Source organism: Paracoccaceae bacterium Fryx2 (genome assembly GCA_032334235.1).
GTDB lineage: Bacteria > Pseudomonadota > Alphaproteobacteria > Rhodobacterales > Rhodobacteraceae > JAVSGI01.
The window spans coordinates 1,233,763-1,257,616 of sequence record JAVSGI010000003.1; the positions used below are offsets into that span (position 1 = coordinate 1,233,763).

Genomic DNA, 23,854 nt, shown 5'->3' on the forward strand with positions numbered 1-23,854 from the left:
ATCGACCGGGCCGGGAGAGCGTAGTGGAAAACGACAGGTCGGAACTTCGTTGGGGGGTCGAGCAGCGGCTCGAATTCATCGAGTTCCGTCTGTTCTGGGAGGGGCATGTGAACCGAAGCGATGTGATGGAGCAGTTCGGGCTGTCGGTGAACCAGGCTTCATCCGACCTGAACCGCTATATCGGCTTTGCACCGGACAACATGGTATATGACAGGAGTGCCCGGACTTATGTTCGCGGGCTAGGATTCAAACCCGTTTTCAACAAGCTCGATGCCGGCCGTTATTTGGCTCAGCTGCGTTTGTTGGCCGATGATATCCTCGATCGAGAGGATTGCTGGATTACCGAACTGCCCTGCTACGATTCCGCGCCAACCCCAGCCCGCGGGGTGAATCCTGCCACTCTGCGATCTGTCGTCGGTGCCATCCGCCGATCCGAGGCCATTGAGGTGAAGTACCAGTCCCTCTCTCGCCCTGAACCGACGTGGCGCTGGATCGCGCCTCACGCCATCGGATTCGATGGCTTTAGGGCACCTCTATAAATTGCCCCATCCCCCGCACTTCGGTATGGTGAGACAGTGAACTGGCATTGGGGATGCAACGATGGCGCAGATGGGTTTTTTCGATCTTTCGGACCGTTACGCGAGCCTCGATGCCAAAAGGGATCCGCTGGTCGAAATTGATGCCGTCGTGCCGTGGGAGGAGTTTCGTCCGGCTCTTGAGCGGGTCTGGCGCAAGCCTGTTGCGGATCGCAAGTCCCGCGCGGGGCGCAAGCCGATAGATGCGGTGCTGATGTTCAAGACGCTGGTTCTGAGCGCGCTTTACAACCTGTCGGATGATCAGATCGAATATCAGGTCCGCGACCGGCTTTCCTTTATGCGCTTCCTGGGGTTGGGCCTTGGTGACCGGGTGCCCGACGCCAAGACGGTGTGGCTGTATCGCGATGCGCTGGCGCAGGCCGGCAAGGTGGAGGAGTTGTTCGGGTTGTTTGACGGTCATTTGGCGCGGCGGGGCTACATTGCGCGCGGCGGTCAGATCCTGGACGCCTCCATCGTGCCGGTGCCGCGCAATCACAACACGCGCGATGAAAACGCAACGATCAAGAAGGGCGAGGTCCCCGAGGATTGGGCTGATAAGCCAGCGAAACGGGTGCAAAAGGATGTGGACGCACGTTGGACGAAAAAGCACGGCAAGAGCCACTACGGCTACAAGAACCATGTGAATGTGGACCGCACGCATAAGCTGGTCCGGCGCTACCACGTCACCGACGCCGCTGTGCATGACAGCCAGGCAGTGGATCATCTGCTGATGCAGGGCAACACCGGGTCTGGCGTGTGGGCGGATGCTGCTTATCGGTCCGAGGAGATGGAGGCCAAACTCCGCGCCTTAAAACTGAAAAGCCACATCCACCGCAAGGGCAATCGGGGCAAGCCGCTGACCGACCAGGCCAAGGGCAGCAACCGCACCAAATCCACCGTGCGGGTCCGGGTTGAGCACATCTTCGGCGCGCAGGCCAACGACATGGGCGGCACCCTGGTGCGCACCATCGGCTTGGTGCGGGCGAAGGCCAAAGTCGGCATGAAGAATCTCGCCTACAACATGCGCCGCCTCGGCCAACTGGGTCGCATCAACCCGCACCCAGCCTGAAAACGGTCGGCCAAGGACGCAGATCGCCCCGCGCATCGCTAAAAACGGCCCTGAACCGAAGGTCCGCGAGGCGAAATGGGCGGCAGATCATAAAAACCAAGGCAACAATCGGTCAGCTGAAGGTCGCTGCCGCGCTTCGGGCAGAACCTGCTATGCCGTTGCCGCGAAAACAGTCAAAAATCGAGGTGCCCTTTAGATGGCACACACGGGCATTCTGCAAGACCAACGAAGTCTTCAAGGACTTCCTTCTCTCGCGAATCCTCCAGACGCGTGGTGTGGAGGCCAGCGAAGTCACGGATGCCGCCGATGTGGACTGGCAACAGCACGTCATACTTGAGATCGGCCCCCATCCTGAACTCTCCGAAAACCAGAAGAAGGTGATCGCGCTGGATTATGGGATGCAAGGTGGTCAGGTGAAGATCAAGGTTCGGCGCGCCCTAATTTACTACGCGCTCAAACGGCTCGGGCTCGACACAGATCCAGCTGCGCGGCAACCAAAGGATCAGCAGGTTGTTCTACTCAACCCCGGCGTGATCGGCCCTCGCAATGAATAACGGATCAGAATTGCAAAAAGAGAACGCAAACCTCCTGCGTTTGGGTTTTAGTGGTGAAACGGGCGGGGCACATGCCTCACGCACAATCATGGTGGATGAACTCGGCAAATTGTTGGACGCGGTTCAGGATTCTCTCGCTAAACGTGATAAATATCGCTTGGCAATTATTGAGGAAAATACCCTTGGAAAGAGGTCTGCAAAAACGCGCACGCTGACATTCCGGCACCTTGCTGACCTCTACGGACTCGATCCGGACCTACTGGTATTTCGAGGCTTGAGGTTTTTCTGGGACCGGGATCCGGGCGGACGAGCGCTTCTAGCCCTTCAATGCGCCTTCGCACGGGACGCACTTTTGAGATCATCTACCCCCTTCATTTCTTCGAAGACAGAGGGCGTAACAGTGTCACGCGAGTCAATGGAAGCCCATATTGAAGCACTCTTTCCAAATCGATTCAGCGCGGCAACGCTCAAGTCAACAGCTCAAAACCTGAACTCATCTTGGACAAAAGCAGGGCACCTGTCCGGTCGTGCCGTGAAAATCCGCTGTCAGGCCAATCCAACACCCGGAAACGCGGCGTATGCTGTCTTCTTAGGGCACTTGGCAGGGCTCAGAGGGCTTTCGCTCTTTAGTAGCCCATTCGCAAAACTCCTAGACTGCGGCCCGGACCGATCCCTCGAATTGGCACAGCAGGCGGGTCAAAAAGGGTGGCTGAGTATCAACCATATTGGCGACGTGTTTGAAGTTTCATTTCCAAATCTACTGCCGCGGACCGACCGGGAGTGGTTGCAATGAGCCGAGCCAAACGCCTCGTGAAATCCTACGCTCAGTTCATCTCGATACCCTGGCGAGATGACGCAGCTGCGGCGCAGCGAGTGGTCTTTTGCGTCTATCATGAGACCGAGGAGCGGGCACTTAGAACCAAAATAGATGAGTTTGAATTGGCATCCAGACAAGCTGGACACGATTGGCACCTCCACGACCTGACAAACACATTCGCAGAGTGGTTGACGTCACAGCGATATGCGAAATCATACTTCGAAAAGCCAAGCCTGTTGGCGACAATATATCCAAGGTACTTGGAGCATCTGGCCCTGAATTTTGAGCGACGCATCTCCGAGATGGAGTCGCCCCACAATAGTGTTGTTGCTGTTTCCGGCGTTGGCAGTTTGTTTGGGTTTCTCAAAGTCAAAGACGTGGTGGATCGCCTGGCCCCAATGGTTTCGGGCAGACTCGTGATATTCTTCCCAGGCAGTTACGAAGACAATAACTACCGGCTTCTCGACGGCTATGATGGCTGGAACTACCTGGCCGTTCCGATAACCGCTGACAAAATCTTCTGAGAAAGAGACCCCGAATGCAACTTCGCTCGCTATACCGGCAAGACCCAACCGCCCGCAAACTCGTCAACGAAGGCGTCGCAAACGTGAATGATGGTACCTCGTCACTTGCGAGGGACGTACTGCGGTATGAGCTCGAGACTTTTGTATGTGACGGACAGTATGGCTCCGGCATGGCGCATATCCTTGACACCTATCTGAAAAATATTGACCAGGCGCAGCAGCCTGCTGTTTGGGTCAGCGGCTTCTTCGGGTCTGGTAAATCCCACATGGTGAAGATGCTTCGCGCACTTTGGTTAGACACCACTTTTGACGACGGTGCGACAGCGCGAGGCATAGCAGAACTGCCGCAAGACGTTCGCGATCACCTAAAGGAACTGACGGTTCAATCTCGTCGGTATGGTGGCCTTCACGCAGCCTCGGGAACGCTCGGTGCTGGCGCCAGCGGTAGCGTTCGCCTAGCCCTCCTTGGAATTGTGTTTAGATCGGTCGGGTTGCCAGAACAATATCCTCTCGCTCGGTTCGTAATGTGGTTGAGGAAGGAAGGAATAGAGGAAGAGGTTCGCGTTCACGTAGAAGCACATGGGTATGACTGGGATGAAGAACTGGCCAATTTCTACGTGGCGGAAGGACTCCATGCGGCTCTAATCGAAGCAAAACCGCAGCTTTTTGCCTCGTCCAATTCTATGGTTGATGCTCTTCAAAACACTTATCCGAATGTTCAGGACGTCTCCAATCAGGAAATGATTTCCGCTATTCGGACAGCCATTTCCCGCGAAAACAGACTCCCTCTTACCTTGATCGTGCTCGACGAAGTTCAACAGTTTATAGGCACCAGTGGCGATCGAGCTATCGAAGTCCAAGAAATGGTCGAAGCGGTCGTAAAAGACGAAAGCCTCGGCGGCAAGCTCACATTTGTCGGAACCGGTCAAACGGCGGTCACCGGAACGCCCACCCTTGCAAAGCTTCAGGGTCGCTTCACTATCCGCATCGAACTTTCCGATACAGACGTAGATGCAGTGGTGAGGCAAGTTATACTCGCCAAGAACGCAGAGTCCAAACCCAATATCGAAGCCATGATGCAAGAAAATATTGGTGAGATATCACGGCATTTGAGTGGAACCAACATCGGCCACCGGCTCTGTTGCACAAATCCCGTGAGGGATTCATCTTGTGAATCCAGCGTGGTAGCTGGACGGCATGAGCAGACCCATACCCCCCGCCTACAAGACCAGGAACTGGCCCGCCTATAACGAAGCGCTGAAGCGCCGCGGCTCGCTGACGATCTGGTTTGATACCGCCATGATCTGGGAGGCTGCGCCGACAGGTAAGCGCGGCCGACAGCCTGACTATAGCGATGCCGCGATCCAGACCTGCCTGACCATCAAGGTGTTGTTTGGCATGGCGCTCAGACAGACGACTGGCTTCGTCGAAAGCCTGCTGGGGCTCATCGATTTGGATTGGGCTGTGCCCAATTTCAGCACGCTGAGCCGTCGCCAGAAGACCCTGAAGGTCAACATCCCCCACCGCGGCTCGCAAGGCCCGCTGCATCTTCTGATCGATAGCACCGGGATCAAGGTTGAAGGCGAAGGTGAATGGAATGCGCGCAAGCACGGCGGCACCAAACGTCGGGTCTGGCGCAAGATTCACATCGGGATAGACGAGAAAACACTGGAAATCCGCGCAGCCGAGTTCACCACCAGCGATGTCGGTGACGCGCCGATGCTGCCCGAACTGCTCGACCAGATCCCGCCCGATCAGGAGATCGCCAGCGTCACCGCTGATGGCGCCTTCGACACACGCAAGTGTCACGACGCCATCGCCGCCCGCGGTGCGGCCGCCATCATTCCGCCCCGCAAGAACGCCAAGCCATGGAAGCCCGACACCCCCGGGGCAATCGCCCGCAACGAAGCCCTACGCGCGTCGAAACGCTTCGGCCGAACCATCTGGCGACGATGGAGCGGTTATCACCGCCGAAGCCGCGTCGAGACGAAGATGCACTGCGTCAAATTGCTGGGTCAGCGCCTCATGGCGCGGGACTTTGACCGTCAGGTCGCCGAGTTTCAGGTCCGTGTAGCCGTGCTGAACGGCTTCACGGCGCTCGGTATACCCGTCACTGAAGCCGTGGGATGAGTCTGTCCAGGGAAAGGGGAGATCTGTCTGTCACCCGATTTGTGCAACAGAGCCTCGGCCACCGGCAAAACGACGTCGCTTTCTTCACACAGGACTACCCTATCCTTCCAGTTCGTCGGCGTTTCTGGGAAGCCGCCAATCGAGTTTTGGATGCGTCGGGTACCGATAGTCAGCTTCGCAACCAGCTTAGCCTGATTCATAAGGCGATAAGAGAAAGTGCCGGTCAAAATATTGGGTTCGCGGTCCCGGCAGATTTCCTCTTTTTTGACGGTGCAGATAAACTTTTGCAGGCCAGAATCCTGCCGCGAAAGCTGCACGAAAAGACGATGTCTTGGATACATGGAAGTGAAGAGCAAAAATTAACCGCTCGCGCCTGTGGTATCGTCTTTCTCATCAACAAAATCGGAAACAGCAACTCTGAAATCGGCATCAAGGCGACGATTGACACAATTGCGGATCTGTTAGTCGATGACCTATCAACAGGATCATCGGCGCTTCGTAGCAAGCTACCTAAGCTTCTCGACGCATGCGATCTCATTATGCGCGTTGGCGATGAGTATCGAATACAGACAGAAGAAAGCTCGGCTTGGAACGACGAGTTCCTCAGTCAGAAAGCTACGCTGGCGAACCAATCGCATCGTATCGAAGCAGAACGGGATGACCTTATTCGAAAGAAATTTGGTGCGCTTGTCGGGCGTGTATCGCTGTTTCACGGCCTCTCCAAAGTGACCCGTGATGTTAGCGCAATTTTCGATCCGACGCTTCCGACTGATGCAATTAAGCGGATTTACGTATGGATCCGTGACGGCTGGGCAACTTGTTGCGCGACAACCATCTTGGCCGGTGCCGACAACCACCTTGGCCGGTGGGGCTGAACGGAAGACGGGCATGCCCGTCTGGAGGGCAGCCCCACCGGCCTGATTGATTTCGGGGAAGGTGCTGGTCGCTGCGGGTTGGTAAGCCGGGTTCCTCTGCCGTCAAACGGAGGATCCGGGTTGGCCTACAAACCCATCAACGACCAGCAATTGAGATTATACATGTCCGACCTCCGATATCACAGTCAGCGCACGTCGGCCGCCCGCGCCGGGTTCAGCGAGCGCACGGCCCGACGGTTCGATGCCAACCCGACGCTGCCCTCGAACCGCAAGATCGTTCACGGGCGCACGGTGGCCGATCCCCTCGAGGGTTATTGGGAGGGCGACATCCTTCCCTTGCTGGAGAGGGACAGCGCCTTGCAGGCCGTCACCCTGCTGCGCCACCTTCAGGGCCTGCACCCGCTGGCCTTCCCCGATGACCGGATCCGGCGCACCCTGGAACGGCGGGTGCGGCAGTGGCGGGCGCTGAACGGACCCGAGCGCGACATCATCTTCCGCCAGACGCCGGAGCCGGGCCGCATGGCCCAGTCCGACTTCACTCATGCCGAGGAGCTGGAGGTGACGATCGCGGGCCAGCTATTCCCGCATCTGCTCTACCACTTCGTCATGGTCTACAGCCGGTGGGAGCATGTCGGGGTGGTCCTGGGCGGGGAGAGCTTCACGGCCTTGGCCGAGAACCTGCAGCAGGCGCTCTGGTCGCTCGGCGGGGCACCACAGGAGCATCGCACCGACAGCCTCTCGGCCGCTTTCCGCAACCTGACGGCTGACCAGCGCCAGGATATCACCACGCGCTACAATGCCTTCGTCGGCCATTACGGCATGGAGGCCAGTCGCAACAACCGCGGGGAAGCTCATGAGAACGGCGCGGTGGAATCCCAGAACCGGCACCTGAAGAAGGCCATCGAACAGGCGCTGATCCTGCGCGGCAGCCGCGACTTCGCCAGCATTGAGGACTACCGCCGCTTCATCGACATTCTGGTGGCACGGCGCAACCGGCAGCGGGCGATCGCGGTTCAGGCGGAACAGGCGCATCTGAAGCCCCTGCCGTCCCGGCGCACCACCGACTTTACAGAGACCGTGGTTCCGGTCACCCGCACCAGCGGCTTTCTGGTCAAGAGCATCTTCTACAGCGCCCCGTCGCAGCTGATCGGGCAGCGCTTGCGGGTCCACCTTTACGACGATCGCCTTGAGGCCTTTCTCGGCAGCACCCTGGTCGTCAGCCATACAAGGGCGCGTGGTCGCGGCGACGGCCATCGCGTGCATGTCATCAACTACCATCACGTCATCCACGCGCTGCGGCGCAAACCGCAAGCCCTGTGGAGTTCGATCTACCGCGACAGCCTGTTCCCGCGAACCGAATACGCTGCAGCCTGGCAGGTGCTGCAGCGTGATCTGCCCCGCCGCGACGCCTGCCGCCGCATGGTCGACCTGCTGTTCATCGCCCACGACCGGGCCTGCGAGGCGGAACTGGCACATCTGCTGGCAGCAGAATTGGACGCGGGCCGGGTGCCCGATCCCGGACCTCTGGCATCCTGCCTGAACCCGCGGCAAACGGCGCTGCCGAGAGATGTTGCCGTCGCCCATCCCTCGCTCGACAGCTTCGATGCCCTTCTGGGAGCCTGCGCATGACCTCCCGCGAGATCGACATCCACACGCTGCCAGGCATGCTGACCGCGCTGCGCCTGCCCAGCTTCCACAAGCTTTGGGCCGACATCGCCACCCGTGCCGACACCGAAGGCTGGCCCGCTGCCCGCTTTCTGGCTGTCCTCGCGGAATACGAACTGGCCGAGCGCGACATGCGCCGCATTCAGCGCCACATGAACGAGGCACAGCTACCGGCTGGCAAGACGCTGGCGACCTTCGACTTCAAGGCGCTGCCAACCCTGCCGCGCGCCCGGATCGAGGCCTTGGCGGCCGGCGACTGGCTGGAGGGTGGCGGCAATCTGATCGCCATCGGCAATTCCGGCACGGGCAAAACGCACATTCTCTGCGCGATAGGCCATGCCCTGATCGAGCGGGGACACCGCGTGTTCTATACCCGCACCAGCGATCTGGTGCAGCGACTTCAGGCCGCCCGCCGCGATCTGGTGCTCGAAGCCGCGCTCGCCAAGCTCGACAAGTTCGACCTGATCATCCTCGACGACATCACCTACGCCCACAAGGATCAGGCCGAGACAGGCGTGCTCTTCGAGCTGATCGCCCGGCGCTACGAATGCCGCAGCATCGCCATCGCCGCCAACCAGCCCTTCAGCGGCTGGGACCAGATCTTCCCGGACAAGGCGATGACCGTCGCCGCCATCGACCGGCTGGTTCATCACGCAGCGATCCTGGAGATGAATGCCGAAAGCTTCCGCCAGCGCGCGGCCGCCTCCAACAAAGAGGCGCTGAGCAGACCGCCAACGACAACCATCGCCGACAACAAGGACAAAGGAGAAGGCTGAGCGAAAAACAATTCCAGATACGCCAACCCAGCGGCCTAAAACCGGCCAACGTGGTTGACGGTCACGGACATGCTGGTTGACGCGCTACAGCAACTGACGAAAATTCCGTTCGCGCAGACGCTCGTCAAGCTGGCAATCAATCCCCTACAGTATTTGTCTTTATTCCCCGACGCTCTGCTGATGATCTGCGAAACAATATCCTCGAGTTTAAGGCAGCTAGTGCCACTCTCGATAAGCGTGGCGCTCCCGATACCCCTGAAGGTAAGGAGGCACGCGGTGCGATGGAGACTATTCGTCAGGTTGCTGATGCAAAAATCAACGAGTTGATCTTGGAAGCCATGTCCGGCGCGCGCGTATTTCAGGGAGGGGGCAACGAACTGACCGGGAATAGCCTACAGGTCACCGTTACTGATGGGGCTGAGAACTCGCTCACTAGGCTTTACCCGCAGTTTGCGGTCGCGGACAACATAGGCTGGTCGAAAGTATATGATAATGCTCACAAGGGAGCGCCGGACGCTTTGAAAGCGATCGGCCATGAAGGGGAACCCGAAAAGAACGCAGTTTGCAAAGCCGTTTTATCTTTCATCGCCGGTGGAAAGAAAGGAACGGACATCCGTGATCATTTTGAGGGTCCGCCGTTTGGCTGGTCGCGCGATGCGGTCGATGGCGCACTTCTAGCACTTCTTGTGTCCGGATTGATCCGAGCAGAGGACGAACAGCACCGCGCTTGTGATGCGAAGACGTTGGAACGCAAATCGATTGGTAAGTCGACATTCATTGTCGAGGCCACGACCATCTCGACTCCGCAGCGCATTCAAATTCGAAAGGTTCTTCAGAAGGTCGGACTTGCCGCAAAACAAGGTGAGGAGCTTTCGTCGATTCCGCGGTTTGTTCAAAATATCACGGATCTGGCCAGACGCGCGGGGGGTGAGGCTCCAAAGCCGAAGGCCCCCGACCTGTCATTGGTCGATGATATTAGACGAGCCTCCGGCAACGAACAGCTCTTGTCCATGTACAACAGCAGGGACGAACTCACATCCTTTATTGATGCCTGGACCCTACAGGCAAAAGAAATCGACGCTCGCTGGCAGAGCTGGGAGACCCTGCGACGCCTTGCGGAAAGGGTCAACGGCCTGACTGACGCTGAAGTGTTGAAGACGCAGGTCCAAGCAATCGAGGATCAGCGTCAATTACTGGCCGACCCAGATCCAATGAAGCCGCTCGTCGCGAGTTTCACGCAGATGCTTCGTGACGAACTCAATCGGCTCGTAGAGGCTTACAAACAGCAGCATGAGGCCGGAATGGCCAAGCTAAAGGCTGACGATAGCTGGCAGAAGCTTCAGCCCGATCAGCGGAACCGCCTTCTCGCCGAACAGAAACTGACCAACAGTGACATGCCGGAAGTGAAGGTCGGCAGCGCCACGGACGTCCTTCAGACGCTGCAGACTCTGACTTTGTCGGCGTTCGAAGACCGCGTGAAGTCACTCTCATCCCGCTTCAATGAGGTTCAGACCCAAGCGGCCGAGATGATGGAGCCAACGGCCAAGACCATCCAACTGCCCAGCCGCACTCTAAAGTCTGAGGCCGACCTCGAAGCCTGGCTCGCGGAAACTCGCAAAGACCTTGCGGCAGCGCTCGCTCACGGCCCCGTGATTATTCGATAGGACACCTCTATGCAGCCGCTTGAAAAGACCCTTAGAAACCAACTTGAGCGCACGGTAAAAGCGGCGCGGACAGTGGCTGAAGACGCTGCGAGAGCGGCGCTGCAACAACTGGGCGTTGGCGAAGCAACCGCTTTCCCTCATATGTCGGATGAAGAAAGCGACCTGAGGCGACGTTTGCGTATTCACGGACGACAGCTTGGCGACAAGCGCCATTCCGAAAAGAAAACGCAGGAGCTTGACCGGCTGATAGAGGAAGTCGGCTATGAGCATTGGCACCGCATGCTCTTCGCCCGCTTTCTGGCCGAGAACAACCTTCTCATGTACCCCGACCCCAGCGGGCCGGTCCCGGTGTCCCTCGAGGAATGCGGAGACCTTGCGGCCGATGAAGGCGCGGCCAACGGATGGGAACTGGCGGCCCAATACGCGGCAAGGATGCTGCCGCAGATCTTCCGGCTGGACTCCCCTGTGTTCCAGCTGTCCTTGCCGCCGGAATATCAGCAGCGGCTGGAAAAGCATGTCGAAAGCCTGCCCATCGAAGTCTTCACGGCGTCGGACTCGCTCGGCTGGGTGTACCAGTTCTGGCAGGCGGACAACAAAGAGCGGATCAACAAATCCGAGGTAAAGATCGGCGCGCGGGAACTGCCCGCCGTCACGCAGCTGTTTACCGAACCCTATATGGGGCACCTCTATAAATTGCCCCATCCCCCGCACTTCGGTATGGTGAGACAGTGAACTGGCATTGGGGATGCAACGATGGCGCAGATGGGTTTTTTCGATCTTTCGGACCGTTACGCGAGCCTCGATGCCAAAAGGGATCCGCTGGTCGAAATTGATGCCGTCGTGCCGTGGGAGGAGTTTCGTCCGGCTCTTGAGCGGGTCTGGCGCAAGCCTGTTGCGGATCGCAAGTCCCGCGCGGGGCGCAAGCCGATAGATGCGGTGCTGATGTTCAAGACGCTGGTTCTGAGCGCGCTTTACAACCTGTCGGATGATCAGATCGAATATCAGGTCCGCGACCGGCTTTCCTTTATGCGCTTCCTGGGGTTGGGCCTTGGTGACCGGGTGCCCGACGCCAAGACGGTGTGGCTGTATCGCGATGCGCTGGCGCAGGCCGGCAAGGTGGAGGAGTTGTTCGGGTTGTTTGACGGTCATTTGGCGCGGCGGGGCTACATTGCGCGCGGCGGTCAGATCCTGGACGCCTCCATCGTGCCGGTGCCGCGCAATCACAACACGCGCGATGAAAACGCAACGATCAAGAAGGGCGAGGTCCCCGAGGATTGGGCTGATAAGCCAGCGAAACGGGTGCAAAAGGATGTGGATGCGGATTTCGCGGAGAATGGGCGCTGATTTCGCGCGATCGTGGGCACGCGTTTCGCGCCATTCTGGGCAGTCATTTCACGGGATCGTGGGCAGGCTGGCCGACGCTTTCATGGAGTCAGGCTTGAACGATTTGGTCAAGCTTTTTTGTGACGGCGGAGCGCCTGCGCAGGCTTTCACCTGAGAGGGTGAGGCGGTGTGCGTTGTGAACGAGGCGGTCGAGGATGGCATCTGCGAGCGTTGGGTCGCCGATGGCTTCGTGCCACTGGTCAACGGGGAGTTGGCTTGTGACGATGGTGGAAGCGCGGCCGTGGCGGTCTTCGAGGATTTCCAGCAGGTCACGGCGCTCCGGGGCGGTGAGGACGGCGAGGCCCCAATCGTCAATGATCAGCACATCCATGCGGGCGATGGTTTTGAGGATGCGTTCATGGCGGCCATCGCCACGGGCCAGAGCAAGGGCCTCGAACATGCGCGGCGCACGTTGATAGAGGACGGGCCGCCCATCCCGGCACGCCTTGTGGCCAAGGGCGCAGGCGATCCAGCTTTTGCCCAAACCGGTCGGCCCGGTTATCAGCAGGTTCTCGTGCCGGGCGATCCAGCCGCCATCGGCAAGATGCGCCATGACACTGCGGTCAAGACCACGTGGGCTGCGCAGGTCCAGATCCTCGACGCTGGCATCTTGGCGCAGAGCCGCAAACTTGAGCCGGGAGGCCAGTTTCTTGGTGTCGCGCTCTGCAGCCTCGCGGTCGACCAGCAGGCCGAGACGCTCTTCGAACGAGAGGGCGTCGAAGGCGGTTGACCTGCGTTGTTCTTCGAGCGCCGATGCAATGCCGGTCAGGCCGAGCGCCAACAGTCGGTCGTGGGTGGGATGGGTCAGCATTTTAGTCCTTTCTCAATGGTAATAGCTGCCGCCACGAATGTTGGCGTGCTGGAGGGGGGCGACCTCTTCGGAGCCTTCCAGGAAGGCGCGATCGAGGCCGGTCTTGAGGATCGAACGAATGGAGGTGACGGTGCGGGCCCGGATGGTCACACCCCGCTGGCAGGCCGCATCAACGCGCTCCGGCCCATAGGTTTTGACCAAGGCCAGCACACCCAGGCAGGTGCGGAACCCCTGTTCAGGATGGGGGCGGTCAGCCATCACCATCTCGCAAAAGGCGGCGACGGCGGGGCCGGTCTTGGTTGCCTGCGCCAGCATTCTGGCCGGGGTCCATTCGGCAAAGCGACGATGGGCCGATGGCATATGGTCGGCCACGGTGACATGGCTGCGCCGCCCCGGGGTGCGCACGTGGCTCGCAACCCTCTGACCACGATGGAATATCTCGACCGTCTGGCCGCTTGTGCGAACATCGACCTCTTGTTTGATCAGCGCGAAGGGCACGGAATACCATGAGCTGTCGACCTCAACGTGATAGTCGGGTGCCACGCGGGCGCGCTTCCAGCGGGCGAAGACATAAGGTTCGGGCGGTAGGGGCTGAAGATTGGGCCGATCCAAAGTGGCAAACAGATCGGCGCGGCTGGCGCCATAGCCGCGCATCACGCGCATGTTCAACTCGTCCAGCAGCCGCCGGATCGCCACGTTCAACTCGGCCAATGAGAAGAACCGGTGGTTCCGCAGCCGCGCCAGAATCCAGCGTTGTGCCACTTGGACAGCCACTTCCACCTTCGCCTTGTCCCGGGGTTTGCGCGGCCGGGCGGGCAGAACGGCGGTGCCATAATGCGCCGCCATCTCGGCATAGGTCCGGTTCAGCCCCGGATCAAACCGGTCTGCCTTGATCACGGCGGACTTCAGATTGTCCGGAACCACCGCCTTTGGCACGCCGCCCAGAAAGGCGAACATCCGGATATGCGCGAGGATCCAATCTTCCAACCCCTCCGATGCCACCGCCTCGGCATAGGTGTGATTCGATGCCCCCATTGCCGCCACGAACAGCTTCATGGCCCGCGCTTCGCCGGTCGTGGGGTCGATCACGTCGATGGTGTCGCCGGCAAAGTCGACGAACACCTTCTCGCCGCCCACATGTGTCTGGCGCATCGTCGGGCGCACCCGACCCTTCCAAGCCTCGTAATGCGTGCAAAACCAAGTATAGGCAAAACCCCCGGGGTGCGCGGCACGGTATTCTTCCCAGAGCAGCATCCGCGTCACCCCAGGGCGGCGCAACTCGCGGTCAATCTCCGCCCAGTCGGGCACAAGCCGCTCCGCGTCCGGCACCGTGGGCGGGGCTGGAAACAAAAGAAGTTCAAGGCTGTCGTCATCGATCCCCTCCGGCAAGGGCCACGTGAGCCCGGCATGACGCGCCCGTTGGGTGTAGCTTCCGACGCTCCCCTTGCTCAGACCGAGGGAAGCGGCAATGGACCGCTCGCTCAGGCCTTGCCCAAGCTTCAATCGCAAAACATCTCGTATCCGGCGCATGTTCAATCGTCCTGTCGGCATCAAGCCACCCCTTCATTCCTGAAGGCGCAACTATCCTCAATTTGCCGACCAGACCTGCCCGCGATCCCGCGAAATCAGTGCCCAGCTTCACGCGAAATGACTGCCCATGATCCCGTGAAATCGATGCCCACCATCAAGCGAAACACGCATGTGGACGCACGTTGGACGAAAAAGCACGGCAAGAGCCACTACGGCTACAAGAACCATGTGAATGTGGACCGCACGCATAAGCTGGTCCGGCGCTACCACGTCACCGACGCCGCTGTGCATGACAGCCAGGCAGTGGATCATCTGCTGATGCAGGGCAACACCGGGTCTGGCGTGTGGGCGGATGCTGCTTATCGGTCCGAGGAGATGGAGGCCAAACTCCGCGCCTTAAAACTGAAAAGCCACATCCACCGCAAGGGCAATCGGGGCAAGCCGCTGACCGACCAGGCCAAGGGCAGCAACCGCACCAAATCCACCGTGCGGGTCCGGGTTGAGCACATCTTCGGCGCGCAGGCCAACGACATGGGCGGCACCCTGGTGCGCACCATCGGCTTGGTGCGGGCGAAGGCCAAAGTCGGCATGAAGAATCTCGCCTACAACATGCGCCGCCTCGGCCAACTGGGTCGCATCAACCCGCACCCAGCCTGAAAACGGTCGGCCAAGGACGCAGATCGCCCCGCGCATCGCTAAAAACGGCCCTGAACCGAAGGTCCGCGAGGCGAAATGGGCGGCAGATCATAAAAACCAAGGCAACAATCGGTCAGCTGAAGGTCGCTGCCGCGCTTCGGGCAGAACCTGCTATGCCGTTGCCGCGAAAACAGTCAAAAATCGAGGTGCCCTATGGTCAGCTTCCTGCTGGACAACGCGTTGGGGGCATGGTGGGCCGCCCGCCGGTTGACAGAGCAAGACCTGAAAACCGCGACCAGCGAAGACGAACTGCGCCGCAAGGCGTCTATCCCCGGTGTGCCGCTCGATTACCTGCGCTTTGTCCAGGACGATTACGGCACCTGGGCCCCGGCGGCCGGAACCTTTGATGGGTGGCCGGAACAGCTGAAAGACCTCACCACGCTCGACCCCTGTTGCGGATCGGGGCACTTCCTTGTGTCGATCTTCCTGATGCTGGTGCCGATGCGGATGGAGCGCGATGGCCTGAGCGCACAGGACGCAGTGGACGCCGTGCTGCGCCAGAACATCCATGGGCTGGAGATCGATCAGCGCTGTGTGGAGCTGGCAGCATTTGCGCTGGCGCTGACGGCATGGAAATACCCCGGTGCGGGCGGCTACCGTGCGTTGCCGGAATTAAACCTCGCATGCTCCGGTCTGTCTGTGAGCGTGGCCAAGGAGGAGTGGAAGCAGCTTGGCCTTGGCAAGCGCAACCTGACCATCGCACTGGATTGGATGCATGACACGTTTCGTGACGCGCCGGTGCTTGGTAGCTTGTTGAACCCTGCAAAATCGGCTGCAGCCAAGATTGTTGACTGGGAAGAACTTTCGGGCTCGCTTGATCAAGCATTAAGGCAGGAGCAGACACCAGAACAGCTAGAAATAGCCGTCGTCGCACAGGGCTTATCAAAGGCGGCTCTACAGCTCGCCGCTAAATACACATGGGTCGTTACCAATGTTCCTTATTTAGGGCGCGGCAAGCAGACTCAAAAACTCATGGACTATTGCGATCAAAAGTATCCCGATGCGAAGAATGATCTCGCCACAGTATTCCTCGACAGGTGTATAGGGCACCTCGATTTTTGACTGTTTTCGCGGCAACGGCATAGCAGGTTCTGCCCGAAGCGCGGCAGCGACCTTCAGCTGACCGATTGTTGCCTTGGTTTTTATGATCTGCCGCCCATTTCGCCTCGCGGACCTTCGGTTCAGGGCCGTTTTTAGCGATGCGCGGGGCGATCTGCGTCCTTGGCCGACCGTTTTCAGGCTGGGTGCGGGTTGATGCGACCCAGTTGGCCGAGGCGGCGCATGTTGTAGGCGAGATTCTTCATGCCGACTTTGGCCTTCGCCCGCACCAAGCCGATGGTGCGCACCAGGGTGCCGCCCATGTCGTTGGCCTGCGCGCCGAAGATGTGCTCAACCCGGACCCGCACGGTGGATTTGGTGCGGTTGCTGCCCTTGGCCTGGTCGGTCAGCGGCTTGCCCCGATTGCCCTTGCGGTGGATGTGGCTTTTCAGTTTTAAGGCGCGGAGTTTGGCCTCCATCTCCTCGGACCGATAAGCAGCATCCGCCCACACGCCAGACCCGGTGTTGCCCTGCATCAGCAGATGATCCACTGCCTGGCTGTCATGCACAGCGGCGTCGGTGACGTGGTAGCGCCGGACCAGCTTATGCGTGCGGTCCACATTCACATGGTTCTTGTAGCCGTAGTGGCTCTTGCCGTGCTTTTTCGTCCAACGTGCGTCCACATCCTTTTGCACCCGTTTCGCTGGCTTATCAGCCCAATCCTCGGGGACCTCGCCCTTCTTGATCGTTGCGTTTTCATCGCGCGTGTTGTGATTGCGCGGCACCGGCACGATGGAGGCGTCCAGGATCTGACCGCCGCGCGCAATGTAGCCCCGCCGCGCCAAATGACCGTCAAACAACCCGAACAACTCCTCCACCTTGCCGGCCTGCGCCAGCGCATCGCGATACAGCCACACCGTCTTGGCGTCGGGCACCCGGTCACCAAGGCCCAACCCCAGGAAGCGCATAAAGGAAAGCCGGTCGCGGACCTGATATTCGATCTGATCATCCGACAGGTTGTAAAGCGCGCTCAGAACCAGCGTCTTGAACATCAGCACCGCATCTATCGGCTTGCGCCCCGCGCGGGACTTGCGATCCGCAACAGGCTTGCGCCAGACCCGCTCAAGAGCCGGACGAAACTCCTCCCACGGCACGACGGCATCAATTTCGACCAGCGGATCCCTTTTGGCATCGAGGCTCGCGTAACGGTCCGAAAGATCGAAAAAACCCATCTGCGCCATCGTTGCATCCCCAATGCCAGTTCACTGTCTCACCATACCGAAGTGCGGGGGATGGGGCAATTTATAGAGGTGCCCTATAGAGTATTCGGCAAGTGGCGGAAATGTAAGCGTAGTGATGCCACAAAACTGGCTTTTTCTTCCTAGGTATCGTGTATTTCGAGAAAAGAAACTGAGGGCAGAACAATGGAATCTTTTGGCCCGCCTTGGTGCCGGAGCCTTTGAAACAATTAGCGGTGAGGTTGTAAAAGCAATCTTATTAACTCTCAGTCATAATAATTACAATCGACGAGATAATTTTGGAGAAGTTCCTGTGGACAACGTTATCCACGGGGTTGACGTTTCACTGCCAAAGACGGTTGCGAACAAGGCTATCGCTTTGATGGAAAGTGAAGTTCGCTCTGTTTCCCAAAATAATCAACTATTGAATCCAGATGCTCGAGTAACGCTGGAAGATACAGACGATTTACCTCTATTGGCAGATCGCAGCTCAAGTATCGAGGGTTTGTCTACGGGCGACAACCCACGGTTTATTCAAAACTTCTGGGAAACCCCAAAGCGAAATGAGGATTGGGAGCACTTCATTCAGAACGCAAAAAAGACGGATTACTATACTGGTCGATCTGACCTTCTGAGATGGTCGAAAGGGAAACTCAAAGAGTACCCTAGCGCACACAATTTTCCTTCTGAAATTATGAATGGCAAGCCAATACTTGGTCAACTTGGGCTTCGCGTAACGCAGATGTCAGACCTTCCAGCTACAATATACTCAGGTGAAATATTTGGGAAGAGTGCGGCCGCAGTCGTCCCCCATGATCCAGCTGAACTAGCCGCCTTGTGGTGCTTCGTTTCTGACAACAACTATAGGGCACCTCTATTAATGCACAATTCCAGAAGGCGCATCGCATTAAATCAATGGGTTACGCCATAGGAAAGCCGAGAATGTCGTATTAATAGAGGTGCCCTATAGGAATGAAGTTCGTCGCATCGACCAAAAGGTGTATGTGTCTTGCGGAACCATGGTAAAAGTTCCCTTTGATCGCGAACACTGGACTAGAGTCGCTGAAGATCGATATCCTGATGGCCTTCCGAAGCCCCATACAAACGATACCAACCAATGGATTTTCCACGGACATCCGTGCGGTGCAACGATCTGGGACGAGGACAACAAATGGACTGCAGAAGGCCCGCTCCGCACTGACGAGACAGTACTCCAAGTCGCGGTCGCCCGCCTGCTCGGCTATCGCTGGCCAGCGGAACTCGATCCGGACATGGAATTGGCAGATGAGCAACGCGCCTGGTTGACGCATTGCGACGCCCTGCTGCCCCATGCGGATGACGACGGCATTGTCTGCATCCCGCCAATCCGTGGCGAAGCCAAAGCCGAAGACCGTTTGCTGAACCTGCTCGCCGCCGCCTACGGCGACGCCTGGACGACAAGCACGCTGCCTCAGCTGCTGGCAAGCGCCGACCACGCGGGCAAATCGCTCGACACTTGGTTGCGCGACAAGTTCTTCACGCAGCATTGCAAGCTGTTCCAACATCGCCCCTTTATCTGGCACGTATGGGACGGCCTGAAAGACGGTTTTGCCGCGCTGGTCAATTACCACAAACTGGACCGCAAGACGCTCGAGACGCTGATCTACACCTATCTCGGCGACTGGATGAAAACCCAACGCGACGACATCGCGCGCGGGGCAGACGGCGCACAGGAAAAGCTCGCCGCCGCTGAAGCGCTGAAAAAAAAGCTGGAGCTGATCCTGGAGGGCGAGTCGCCGCATGACATCTTTGTTCGATGGAAGCCGCTGGAGGAGCAGCCCATCGGCTGGGAGCCCGATCTGAACGACGGTGTGCGCCTGAACATCCGTCCCTTCATGACGGTCGGCGATGTGTCCAAACGAGATGCGGGCGTCCTGCGCGACAAGCCAAACGTCCAATGGACCAAGGACCGTGGCAAGGATGTCTCCCTTGCCCCGTGGTTCGATACGTTCGATGGGGATCGCATCAACGATCATCACTTGAGCCTGGCCGAGAAAAAAGCCGCGCGGGAGGCTGCCAAGTGAAGGTGATCGACCGGCTGCAGAACGCTGTCCGTGGTGCGGCAGCCCATAATCCGGAGGTGCAGGTCAAACCCGCCTGCATCCTCTGGCCTGATCCGGACCGGCACTGGGAAGCGGTTGTCCCGCAACTTCAGGACGCCCTGCCGGAAATGGTGGTGCTTGGCGATTACGCCCCGGAACGGCGCACGGGCCCCGCCATCTGGTTGCGCTGTGCCATCGCGGGGACCCTGGACAACATCGACTTTCCGGTTGGCAGTATTCCGATCCTGTACCTGCCAGGTGTCGCGCGAACCGACCTGCGCGCTGTCAACGAGTGCCCCGACGTCCTCAAACCCCTCGCCGAACTGCAATATCGCGGCACGATATGGTCACAGGTCAGCGCCAAGGACTGGACTGTCCTCGCCTTTCTGAAATCCGCGCAGGGAGGCCTTGGCCTAGAGGTGACTGCCGACGGCGATACCCGCACCGCAATGATCACCGCGCTGAATGAAGTTCTGGAGCAGGATGTGTCCGCGCTTGAGGGAAAGAGGCTTGACCGGGATTTCTTCAATGGCTTGTTGACCAGTGGGGACCTGACGCGCGATGTGCTGACGTGGATCGATCAAGGCGACGCCTACGCCGAGCGCATCGGTCCGGCCGCCTGGGGGGCGTTCAGCAACATCTGCACGTCCCAACTAGGCATCGACCCCAAAACCGCTGGCGTTCTGACAGGTGCTGAAAAGCTTGCGGGCCGGCAAGGACCGTGGGGCGCTGTCTGGGAGCGGTTCTGCGAAGCCCCACAGCGATATCCAAACATCCCCGATACGCTTCGTAAATGCAAAATGCCGTCCTTTGATCTATTGAGCGACATTTCAACAAAGGGCTCGTGGCCGCAATGGAACGATTCCGAAGAAGATGCCCTGCGTCAAAACCTCTTGGCACTCGGGACATCGACCGATGCGCAAGCGCGAACGTCCTTGAAAGAGCTGGAAAAAGCAAATTCGGCTAGGCGAACTCTGGTCTGGGCTGAAATGGGGCAAGCACCGCTTGCCAAGTCGCTCAAGCATCTTGCTGTTCTGGCTGAAATCACAAGGCAATCCCTAGCTGGCGGGACGCTGGATGACGTTGAAAGCAGCTACACCAAAGAAGGCTGGAAGGCAGACGATGCGGTACTGTCCGCTTTGCAGGAGGCCAGTACGGACACCAACGCTGCGTCAGTGATTGCCGCGCTACGATCGATCTACTTGCCTTGGGCAGAAGCGTCCGCTCGCCATGTTCAAAAGCTGGTTGAAGTTCACGGCTATCCAGGTGGGTCAATTGCGTCAAAGCCTAAGACCAGCAAGACGAACTCCGAATGCATACTGTTCGTTGATGGATTGCGGTTTGACCTAGGGAAACGGCTATCAACCAAACTAGAAAACGCCGGACTGGAAGTGATTGAGACCTCAGCGTGGTCAGCTTTGCCAAGCGTTACCTCGACGGCGAAACCTGCAGTGTCACCGGTGTTTCATGAGATCGTAGGACAGGACCAAAGCGAAGAATTTGCCCCCTCAGTCGCCGCATCTGGGCAGTCTCTCAGGGGCGGTTATCATTTCAAGAAACTGATAACAGATGCGGGATATCAAATACTGCATCGAAGTGAAGTTGGCGATCCGTCTGGAACAGCATGGACGGAATTGGGTGACATTGACCACGAAGGCCACGAACGCGGTTGGAAACTAGCTCGCCACCTCGACGCATTGCTTGCGGAGGTGAAAAACCGCATCGTCCAGCTCCTAGAAGGCGGGTGGAAGAGCGTACGAATTGTCACCGACCACGGATGGCTCATAATGCCAGGAGGTTTACCCAAAACCGAATTGCAAACGGCATTGTCAGTAAACAAATGGGGTCGTTGCGCGGCAATAAAGCCAGGAGCGCAGACAGATATACCCCTGTTCCCTTGGTTTTGGAATCCCTCCCATCACTTTGCCCTAGCCAACGGAATTTCCTGTTTCCGCTTTGGGCAGGAATATACTCACGGAGGATTGAGCCTCCAGGAATGCCTAACCCTACACCTGCAAGTGAAGCCCTCATCGAGCGTTCCGGCGACAACTGTGGAAATCTCAGATATCGTTTGGAAGGGTCTGCGGTGCACAGCTGTACTCGCTGTTCCCAATGAGATTCTAAGGCTTGATATTCGGCGACAGCCGGCTGATCCGGGCAGCACCGTCGTCGTGAAGCCAAAGCCCTTCTCAGCCTCCGGGTCAGCATCCGTCGTAGTCGACAACGAGGACCTAGAAGGGACCGGGGCGACACTGGTCATTATCAACGAATTTGGTGCAACTGTTGGGCAGGTAACGATAAGTATTGGCGGAGAAGGTACATGATCGAACTCGACGGCATTGACCGAAAGGCGGCAGCCAGCCTCGACGGGTACCTCGTTCGAAAAGACTTGGTCCGAACCTTCAGCCGACAGTACCCAGTTCCGACTTATGTGGTGGAGTTTTTGCTGGGCAGATACTGCGCCAGCATTGATCCAGTAGAGATCGAAGAAGGCTTGGAAATTGTCGAGCGGCAGTTGAAATCTCGAACGGTTCGCGCGGGTGAAGAGGAACTCTTTAAGGCTCGGGCCCGTGAAGAAGGCAATGTGAAGATCATTGATATCATAACTGCGAGGCTAGATGCCAAAACAGATTCTTATGTTGCCTCCCTACCAAGCTTGAGGCTGACAGATGTCCGGATCAATCCTGAGCAAATTCAGGAACATGAGCGAATGTTGACAGGAGGGTTTTACGCTGAGATCACACTGAACTACGACGCATCGATCGCTCAAGAAAGTAAGGGACGTCCCTTCGGGGTTTCGGCGTTGCGGGAAATTCAGCTATCTAAGCGTGACGTTCTTGGCGATCTAGCGCGAGCGCGTCAGGCATTTAGTGCATCGGAGTGGAAAGACTTCTTGTTGCGTTCAATCGGGATCGAACCGGTCGATCTTACAATTCGACAGAAAGACGCAATTATGTTGCGCATGGTTCCATTCGTTGAACGTAATTATAATTTGGTTGAATTAGGCCCTAGAGGCACTGGCAAGAGCCATCTGTTCCAGCAGGTCTCACCATATTCACATCTTATTTCTGGTGGAAAAGCCACCGTTGCAAAGATGTTTGTAAACAATTCCAATGGACAACGTGGTCTTGTTTGCCAATACGATGTCGTTTGTTTTGATGAAGTCTCAGGGATTTCATTCGATCAAAAAGACGGCGTTAATATTATGAAGGGTTATATGGAGTCTGGCGAATTCAGCAGAGGCAAAGAAAGCATTCGCGCCGACGGAAGCATAGTGCTGGTCGGGAACTTCGAGGTTGATGTCGAGCATCAACAGCGAGTCGGCCACCTCTTTGGTCCGATGCCGCCGGAGATGAAAGACGACACGGCCTTCATGGATCGAATTCATGCCTTTCTACCCGGCTGGGACGTGCCCAAGATCAACAAGGCCCTACTGACTTCTCATTTCGGACTGGTGAGCGACTTCCTGTCTGAATGCTGGAGCCAGCTCCGAGACGAAAGTCGCGTTAATTTACTTCAGGGAAAGGTCTATTTTGGCGGGGCCCTATCGGGGCGGGATACCAATGCCGTCAACAAAACGGCGAGTGGACTCCTGAAACTTCTTTACCCGACCGCTGATCATGTAAGGGACGAGGATATTGAATGGGCGGTTCGAATTGGACTTGAGGCGCGCCGCCGCGTGAAAGAACAGCAGAAGCGCATTGGTGCAGCCGAATTCCGAAATACCCATTTCAGTTATACAATGGGTGACGGCGGTGTGGAAAAATTCGTCTCAACGCCTGAGTTGCATAATGACAATAGTATTGCTGGTGATCCGCTTGAGCCCGGCCAAGTTTGGACAATTGGACCTGGCGGCGAAGGAGAACATCCAGGGCTGTTCCGAATAGAAGTCAATGAGGGCCCAGGCTCTGGAGTGCGAATTCTGAACAAGCCAGTCCCTGCTGCTTTCAAGGAGAGCATAGGTTATGCTGAACAAAACCTCTATGCGAGAGCGGCTCAGCTAGTTGGAGACAAAGACCCACGTCACCACGAGTTCTCGGTTCAGCTAAGGGCATTTGACTCGGCAAAATCTGGGTCAAAAACTGGCGTTGCTGCTCTTGTGGCTCTATGCACGGCGCTGTTGAAAAAAACCATTCGTGGCGGGCTCGTGATAATCGGTGAGGTTAACCTTGGCGGTTCTATAGAGGTACTACACAACCCTGTGGCGATGGTGGAGATTGCAGTTGAAAAGGGTGCAACCGCAATCCTCATGCCGGTAGCTTGTAGACGTCAACTTATTGACCTGTCCGATGACATGGCGATTAAGGTCGACATTCAGTTCTATTCTGACGCTCGTGATGCGCTTCTTAAGGCCATTTCTGACTCGCCATGACTACATAGCTCAAACGAAAAGTGTATCCGATTGAAAGACCGTGTTTATCTTGGAGT

General features: G+C 57.8%; 20 protein-coding genes and 2 pseudogenes. 19 read left to right on the top strand and 3 right to left on the bottom strand.

Going from position 1 to position 23,854, the window contains the following annotated elements; genetic code table 11:
• Nucleotides 1-23: 23 nt before the first annotated feature.
• The 13 genes and pseudogenes from RNZ50_07050 to RNZ50_07110 all read left to right on the top strand — a co-directional run bounded on the left by RNZ50_07050 (nt 24) and on the right by RNZ50_07110 (nt 11,969).
• Nucleotides 24-527: pseudogene (locus RNZ50_07050) on the top strand (WYL domain-containing protein).
• A 73-nt stretch (nt 528-600) separates the two neighbouring features.
• Complete coding sequence (locus RNZ50_07055; protein ID MDT8854779.1) at nt 601-1,644, top strand: IS5 family transposase; 1,044 nt, start codon at nt 601-603, stop codon at nt 1,642-1,644.
• A gap of 152 nt (nt 1,645-1,796) precedes the next feature.
• Nucleotides 1,797-2,198, top strand: coding sequence for a hypothetical protein (locus RNZ50_07060; protein ID MDT8854780.1), 402 nt, complete (start codon nt 1,797-1,799; stop codon nt 2,196-2,198).
• Nucleotides 2,191-2,991, top strand: a complete 801-nt coding sequence (locus RNZ50_07065; GenBank protein MDT8854781.1) for a hypothetical protein — start codon at nt 2,191-2,193, stop codon at nt 2,989-2,991. The genes RNZ50_07060 and RNZ50_07065 overlap by 8 nt, the downstream gene beginning before the upstream one ends.
• Entirely contained in the window at nt 2,988-3,539 is a 552-nt protein-coding gene (locus RNZ50_07070; GenBank protein MDT8854782.1) for a DUF1788 domain-containing protein, read from the top strand. Before RNZ50_07065 ends, RNZ50_07070 begins: the two co-directional genes overlap by 4 nt.
• Before the next feature lie 14 nt (nt 3,540-3,553).
• Nucleotides 3,554-4,789 carry a hypothetical protein gene (locus RNZ50_07075; GenBank protein ID MDT8854783.1) on the top strand — a complete coding sequence of 412 codons (1,236 nt, stop codon included), beginning with the start codon at nt 3,554-3,556 and terminating at the stop codon, nt 4,787-4,789.
• Nucleotides 4,737-5,669 carry an IS5 family transposase gene (locus tag RNZ50_07080; protein MDT8854784.1) on the top strand — a complete coding sequence of 311 codons (933 nt, stop codon included), beginning with the start codon at nt 4,737-4,739 and terminating at the stop codon, nt 5,667-5,669. Before RNZ50_07075 ends, RNZ50_07080 begins: the two co-directional genes overlap by 53 nt.
• On the top strand, nt 5,666-6,544 hold the full coding sequence (locus tag RNZ50_07085) for a hypothetical protein (GenBank protein MDT8854785.1): 879 nt from the start codon (nt 5,666-5,668) through the stop codon (nt 6,542-6,544). The genes RNZ50_07080 and RNZ50_07085 overlap by 4 nt, the downstream gene beginning before the upstream one ends.
• Before the next feature lie 120 nt (nt 6,545-6,664).
• Nucleotides 6,665-8,173 (top strand): IS21 family transposase, encoded by a 1,509-nt coding sequence (istA, locus tag RNZ50_07090; GenBank protein ID MDT8854786.1) that lies wholly within the window; start codon nt 6,665-6,667, stop codon nt 8,171-8,173.
• Nucleotides 8,170-8,985 carry an IS21-like element helper ATPase IstB gene (gene istB, locus RNZ50_07095; GenBank protein MDT8854787.1) on the top strand — a complete coding sequence of 272 codons (816 nt, stop codon included), beginning with the start codon at nt 8,170-8,172 and terminating at the stop codon, nt 8,983-8,985. The genes istA (RNZ50_07090) and istB (RNZ50_07095) overlap by 4 nt, the downstream gene beginning before the upstream one ends.
• A 281-nt stretch (nt 8,986-9,266) precedes the next feature.
• On the top strand, nt 9,267-10,649 hold the full coding sequence (locus RNZ50_07100) for a hypothetical protein (protein MDT8854788.1): 1,383 nt from the start codon (nt 9,267-9,269) through the stop codon (nt 10,647-10,649).
• Nucleotides 10,650-10,658: 9 nt separating this feature from the next.
• Nucleotides 10,659-11,381: a hypothetical protein gene (locus tag RNZ50_07105; protein ID MDT8854789.1), complete on the top strand. Its 723-nt coding sequence runs from the start codon at nt 10,659-10,661 to the stop codon at nt 11,379-11,381.
• A gap of 21 nt (nt 11,382-11,402) precedes the next feature.
• Nucleotides 11,403-11,969, top strand: a pseudogene (locus RNZ50_07110) (transposase).
• A gap of 112 nt (nt 11,970-12,081) precedes the next feature.
• On the opposite strand, the gene istB (RNZ50_07115) reads toward RNZ50_07110, so the two are convergent.
• Complete coding sequence (gene istB / locus RNZ50_07115; GenBank protein ID MDT8854790.1) at nt 12,082-12,843, bottom strand: IS21-like element helper ATPase IstB; 762 nt, start codon at nt 12,841-12,843, stop codon at nt 12,082-12,084.
• Nucleotides 12,844-12,855: 12 nt separating this feature from the next.
• Nucleotides 12,856-14,394 (bottom strand): IS21 family transposase, encoded by a 1,539-nt coding sequence (gene istA, locus RNZ50_07120; protein MDT8854791.1) that lies wholly within the window; start codon nt 14,392-14,394, stop codon nt 12,856-12,858.
• Nucleotides 14,395-14,490: 96 nt separating this feature from the next.
• Here istA (RNZ50_07120) and RNZ50_07125 point away from each other — a divergent pair, with 96 nt between their 5' ends.
• Nucleotides 14,491-15,030, top strand: coding sequence for an IS5 family transposase (locus RNZ50_07125; GenBank protein ID MDT8854792.1), 540 nt, complete (start codon nt 14,491-14,493; stop codon nt 15,028-15,030).
• Nucleotides 15,031-15,222: 192 nt separating this feature from the next.
• Nucleotides 15,223-16,131, top strand: coding sequence for a DNA methyltransferase (locus RNZ50_07130; protein ID MDT8854793.1), 909 nt, complete (start codon nt 15,223-15,225; stop codon nt 16,129-16,131).
• A 173-nt stretch (nt 16,132-16,304) separates the two neighbouring features.
• Here RNZ50_07130 and RNZ50_07135 read toward each other — a convergent pair whose 3' ends face one another.
• Nucleotides 16,305-17,348, bottom strand: a complete 1,044-nt coding sequence (locus tag RNZ50_07135) for an IS5 family transposase (protein MDT8854794.1) — start codon at nt 17,346-17,348, stop codon at nt 16,305-16,307.
• Between the two features lie 115 nt (nt 17,349-17,463).
• On the opposite strand from RNZ50_07135, the gene RNZ50_07140 reads away from it, so the two are divergent.
• The 4 genes from RNZ50_07140 to brxL all read left to right on the top strand — a co-directional run bounded on the left by RNZ50_07140 (nt 17,464) and on the right by brxL (nt 23,798).
• The gene (locus tag RNZ50_07140; GenBank protein MDT8854795.1) at nt 17,464-18,276 is read left to right on the top strand and encodes a hypothetical protein; all 813 of its coding nucleotides are present in this window, start codon (nt 17,464-17,466) and stop codon (nt 18,274-18,276) included.
• 88 nt (nt 18,277-18,364) lie between these two features.
• The gene (locus RNZ50_07145; GenBank protein MDT8854796.1) at nt 18,365-19,408 is read left to right on the top strand and encodes a hypothetical protein; all 1,044 of its coding nucleotides are present in this window, start codon (nt 18,365-18,367) and stop codon (nt 19,406-19,408) included.
• Entirely contained in the window at nt 19,405-21,750 is a 2,346-nt protein-coding gene (pglZ, locus tag RNZ50_07150; GenBank protein MDT8854797.1) for a BREX-1 system phosphatase PglZ type B, read from the top strand. The genes RNZ50_07145 and pglZ overlap by 4 nt, the downstream gene beginning before the upstream one ends.
• A complete protein-coding gene (brxL, locus tag RNZ50_07155; GenBank protein MDT8854798.1) occupies nt 21,747-23,798 on the top strand; it encodes a BREX system Lon protease-like protein BrxL in 2,052 nt (683 codons plus the stop codon). The genes pglZ and brxL overlap by 4 nt, the downstream gene beginning before the upstream one ends.
• The last annotated feature ends 56 nt before the right edge of the window (nt 23,799-23,854 follow it).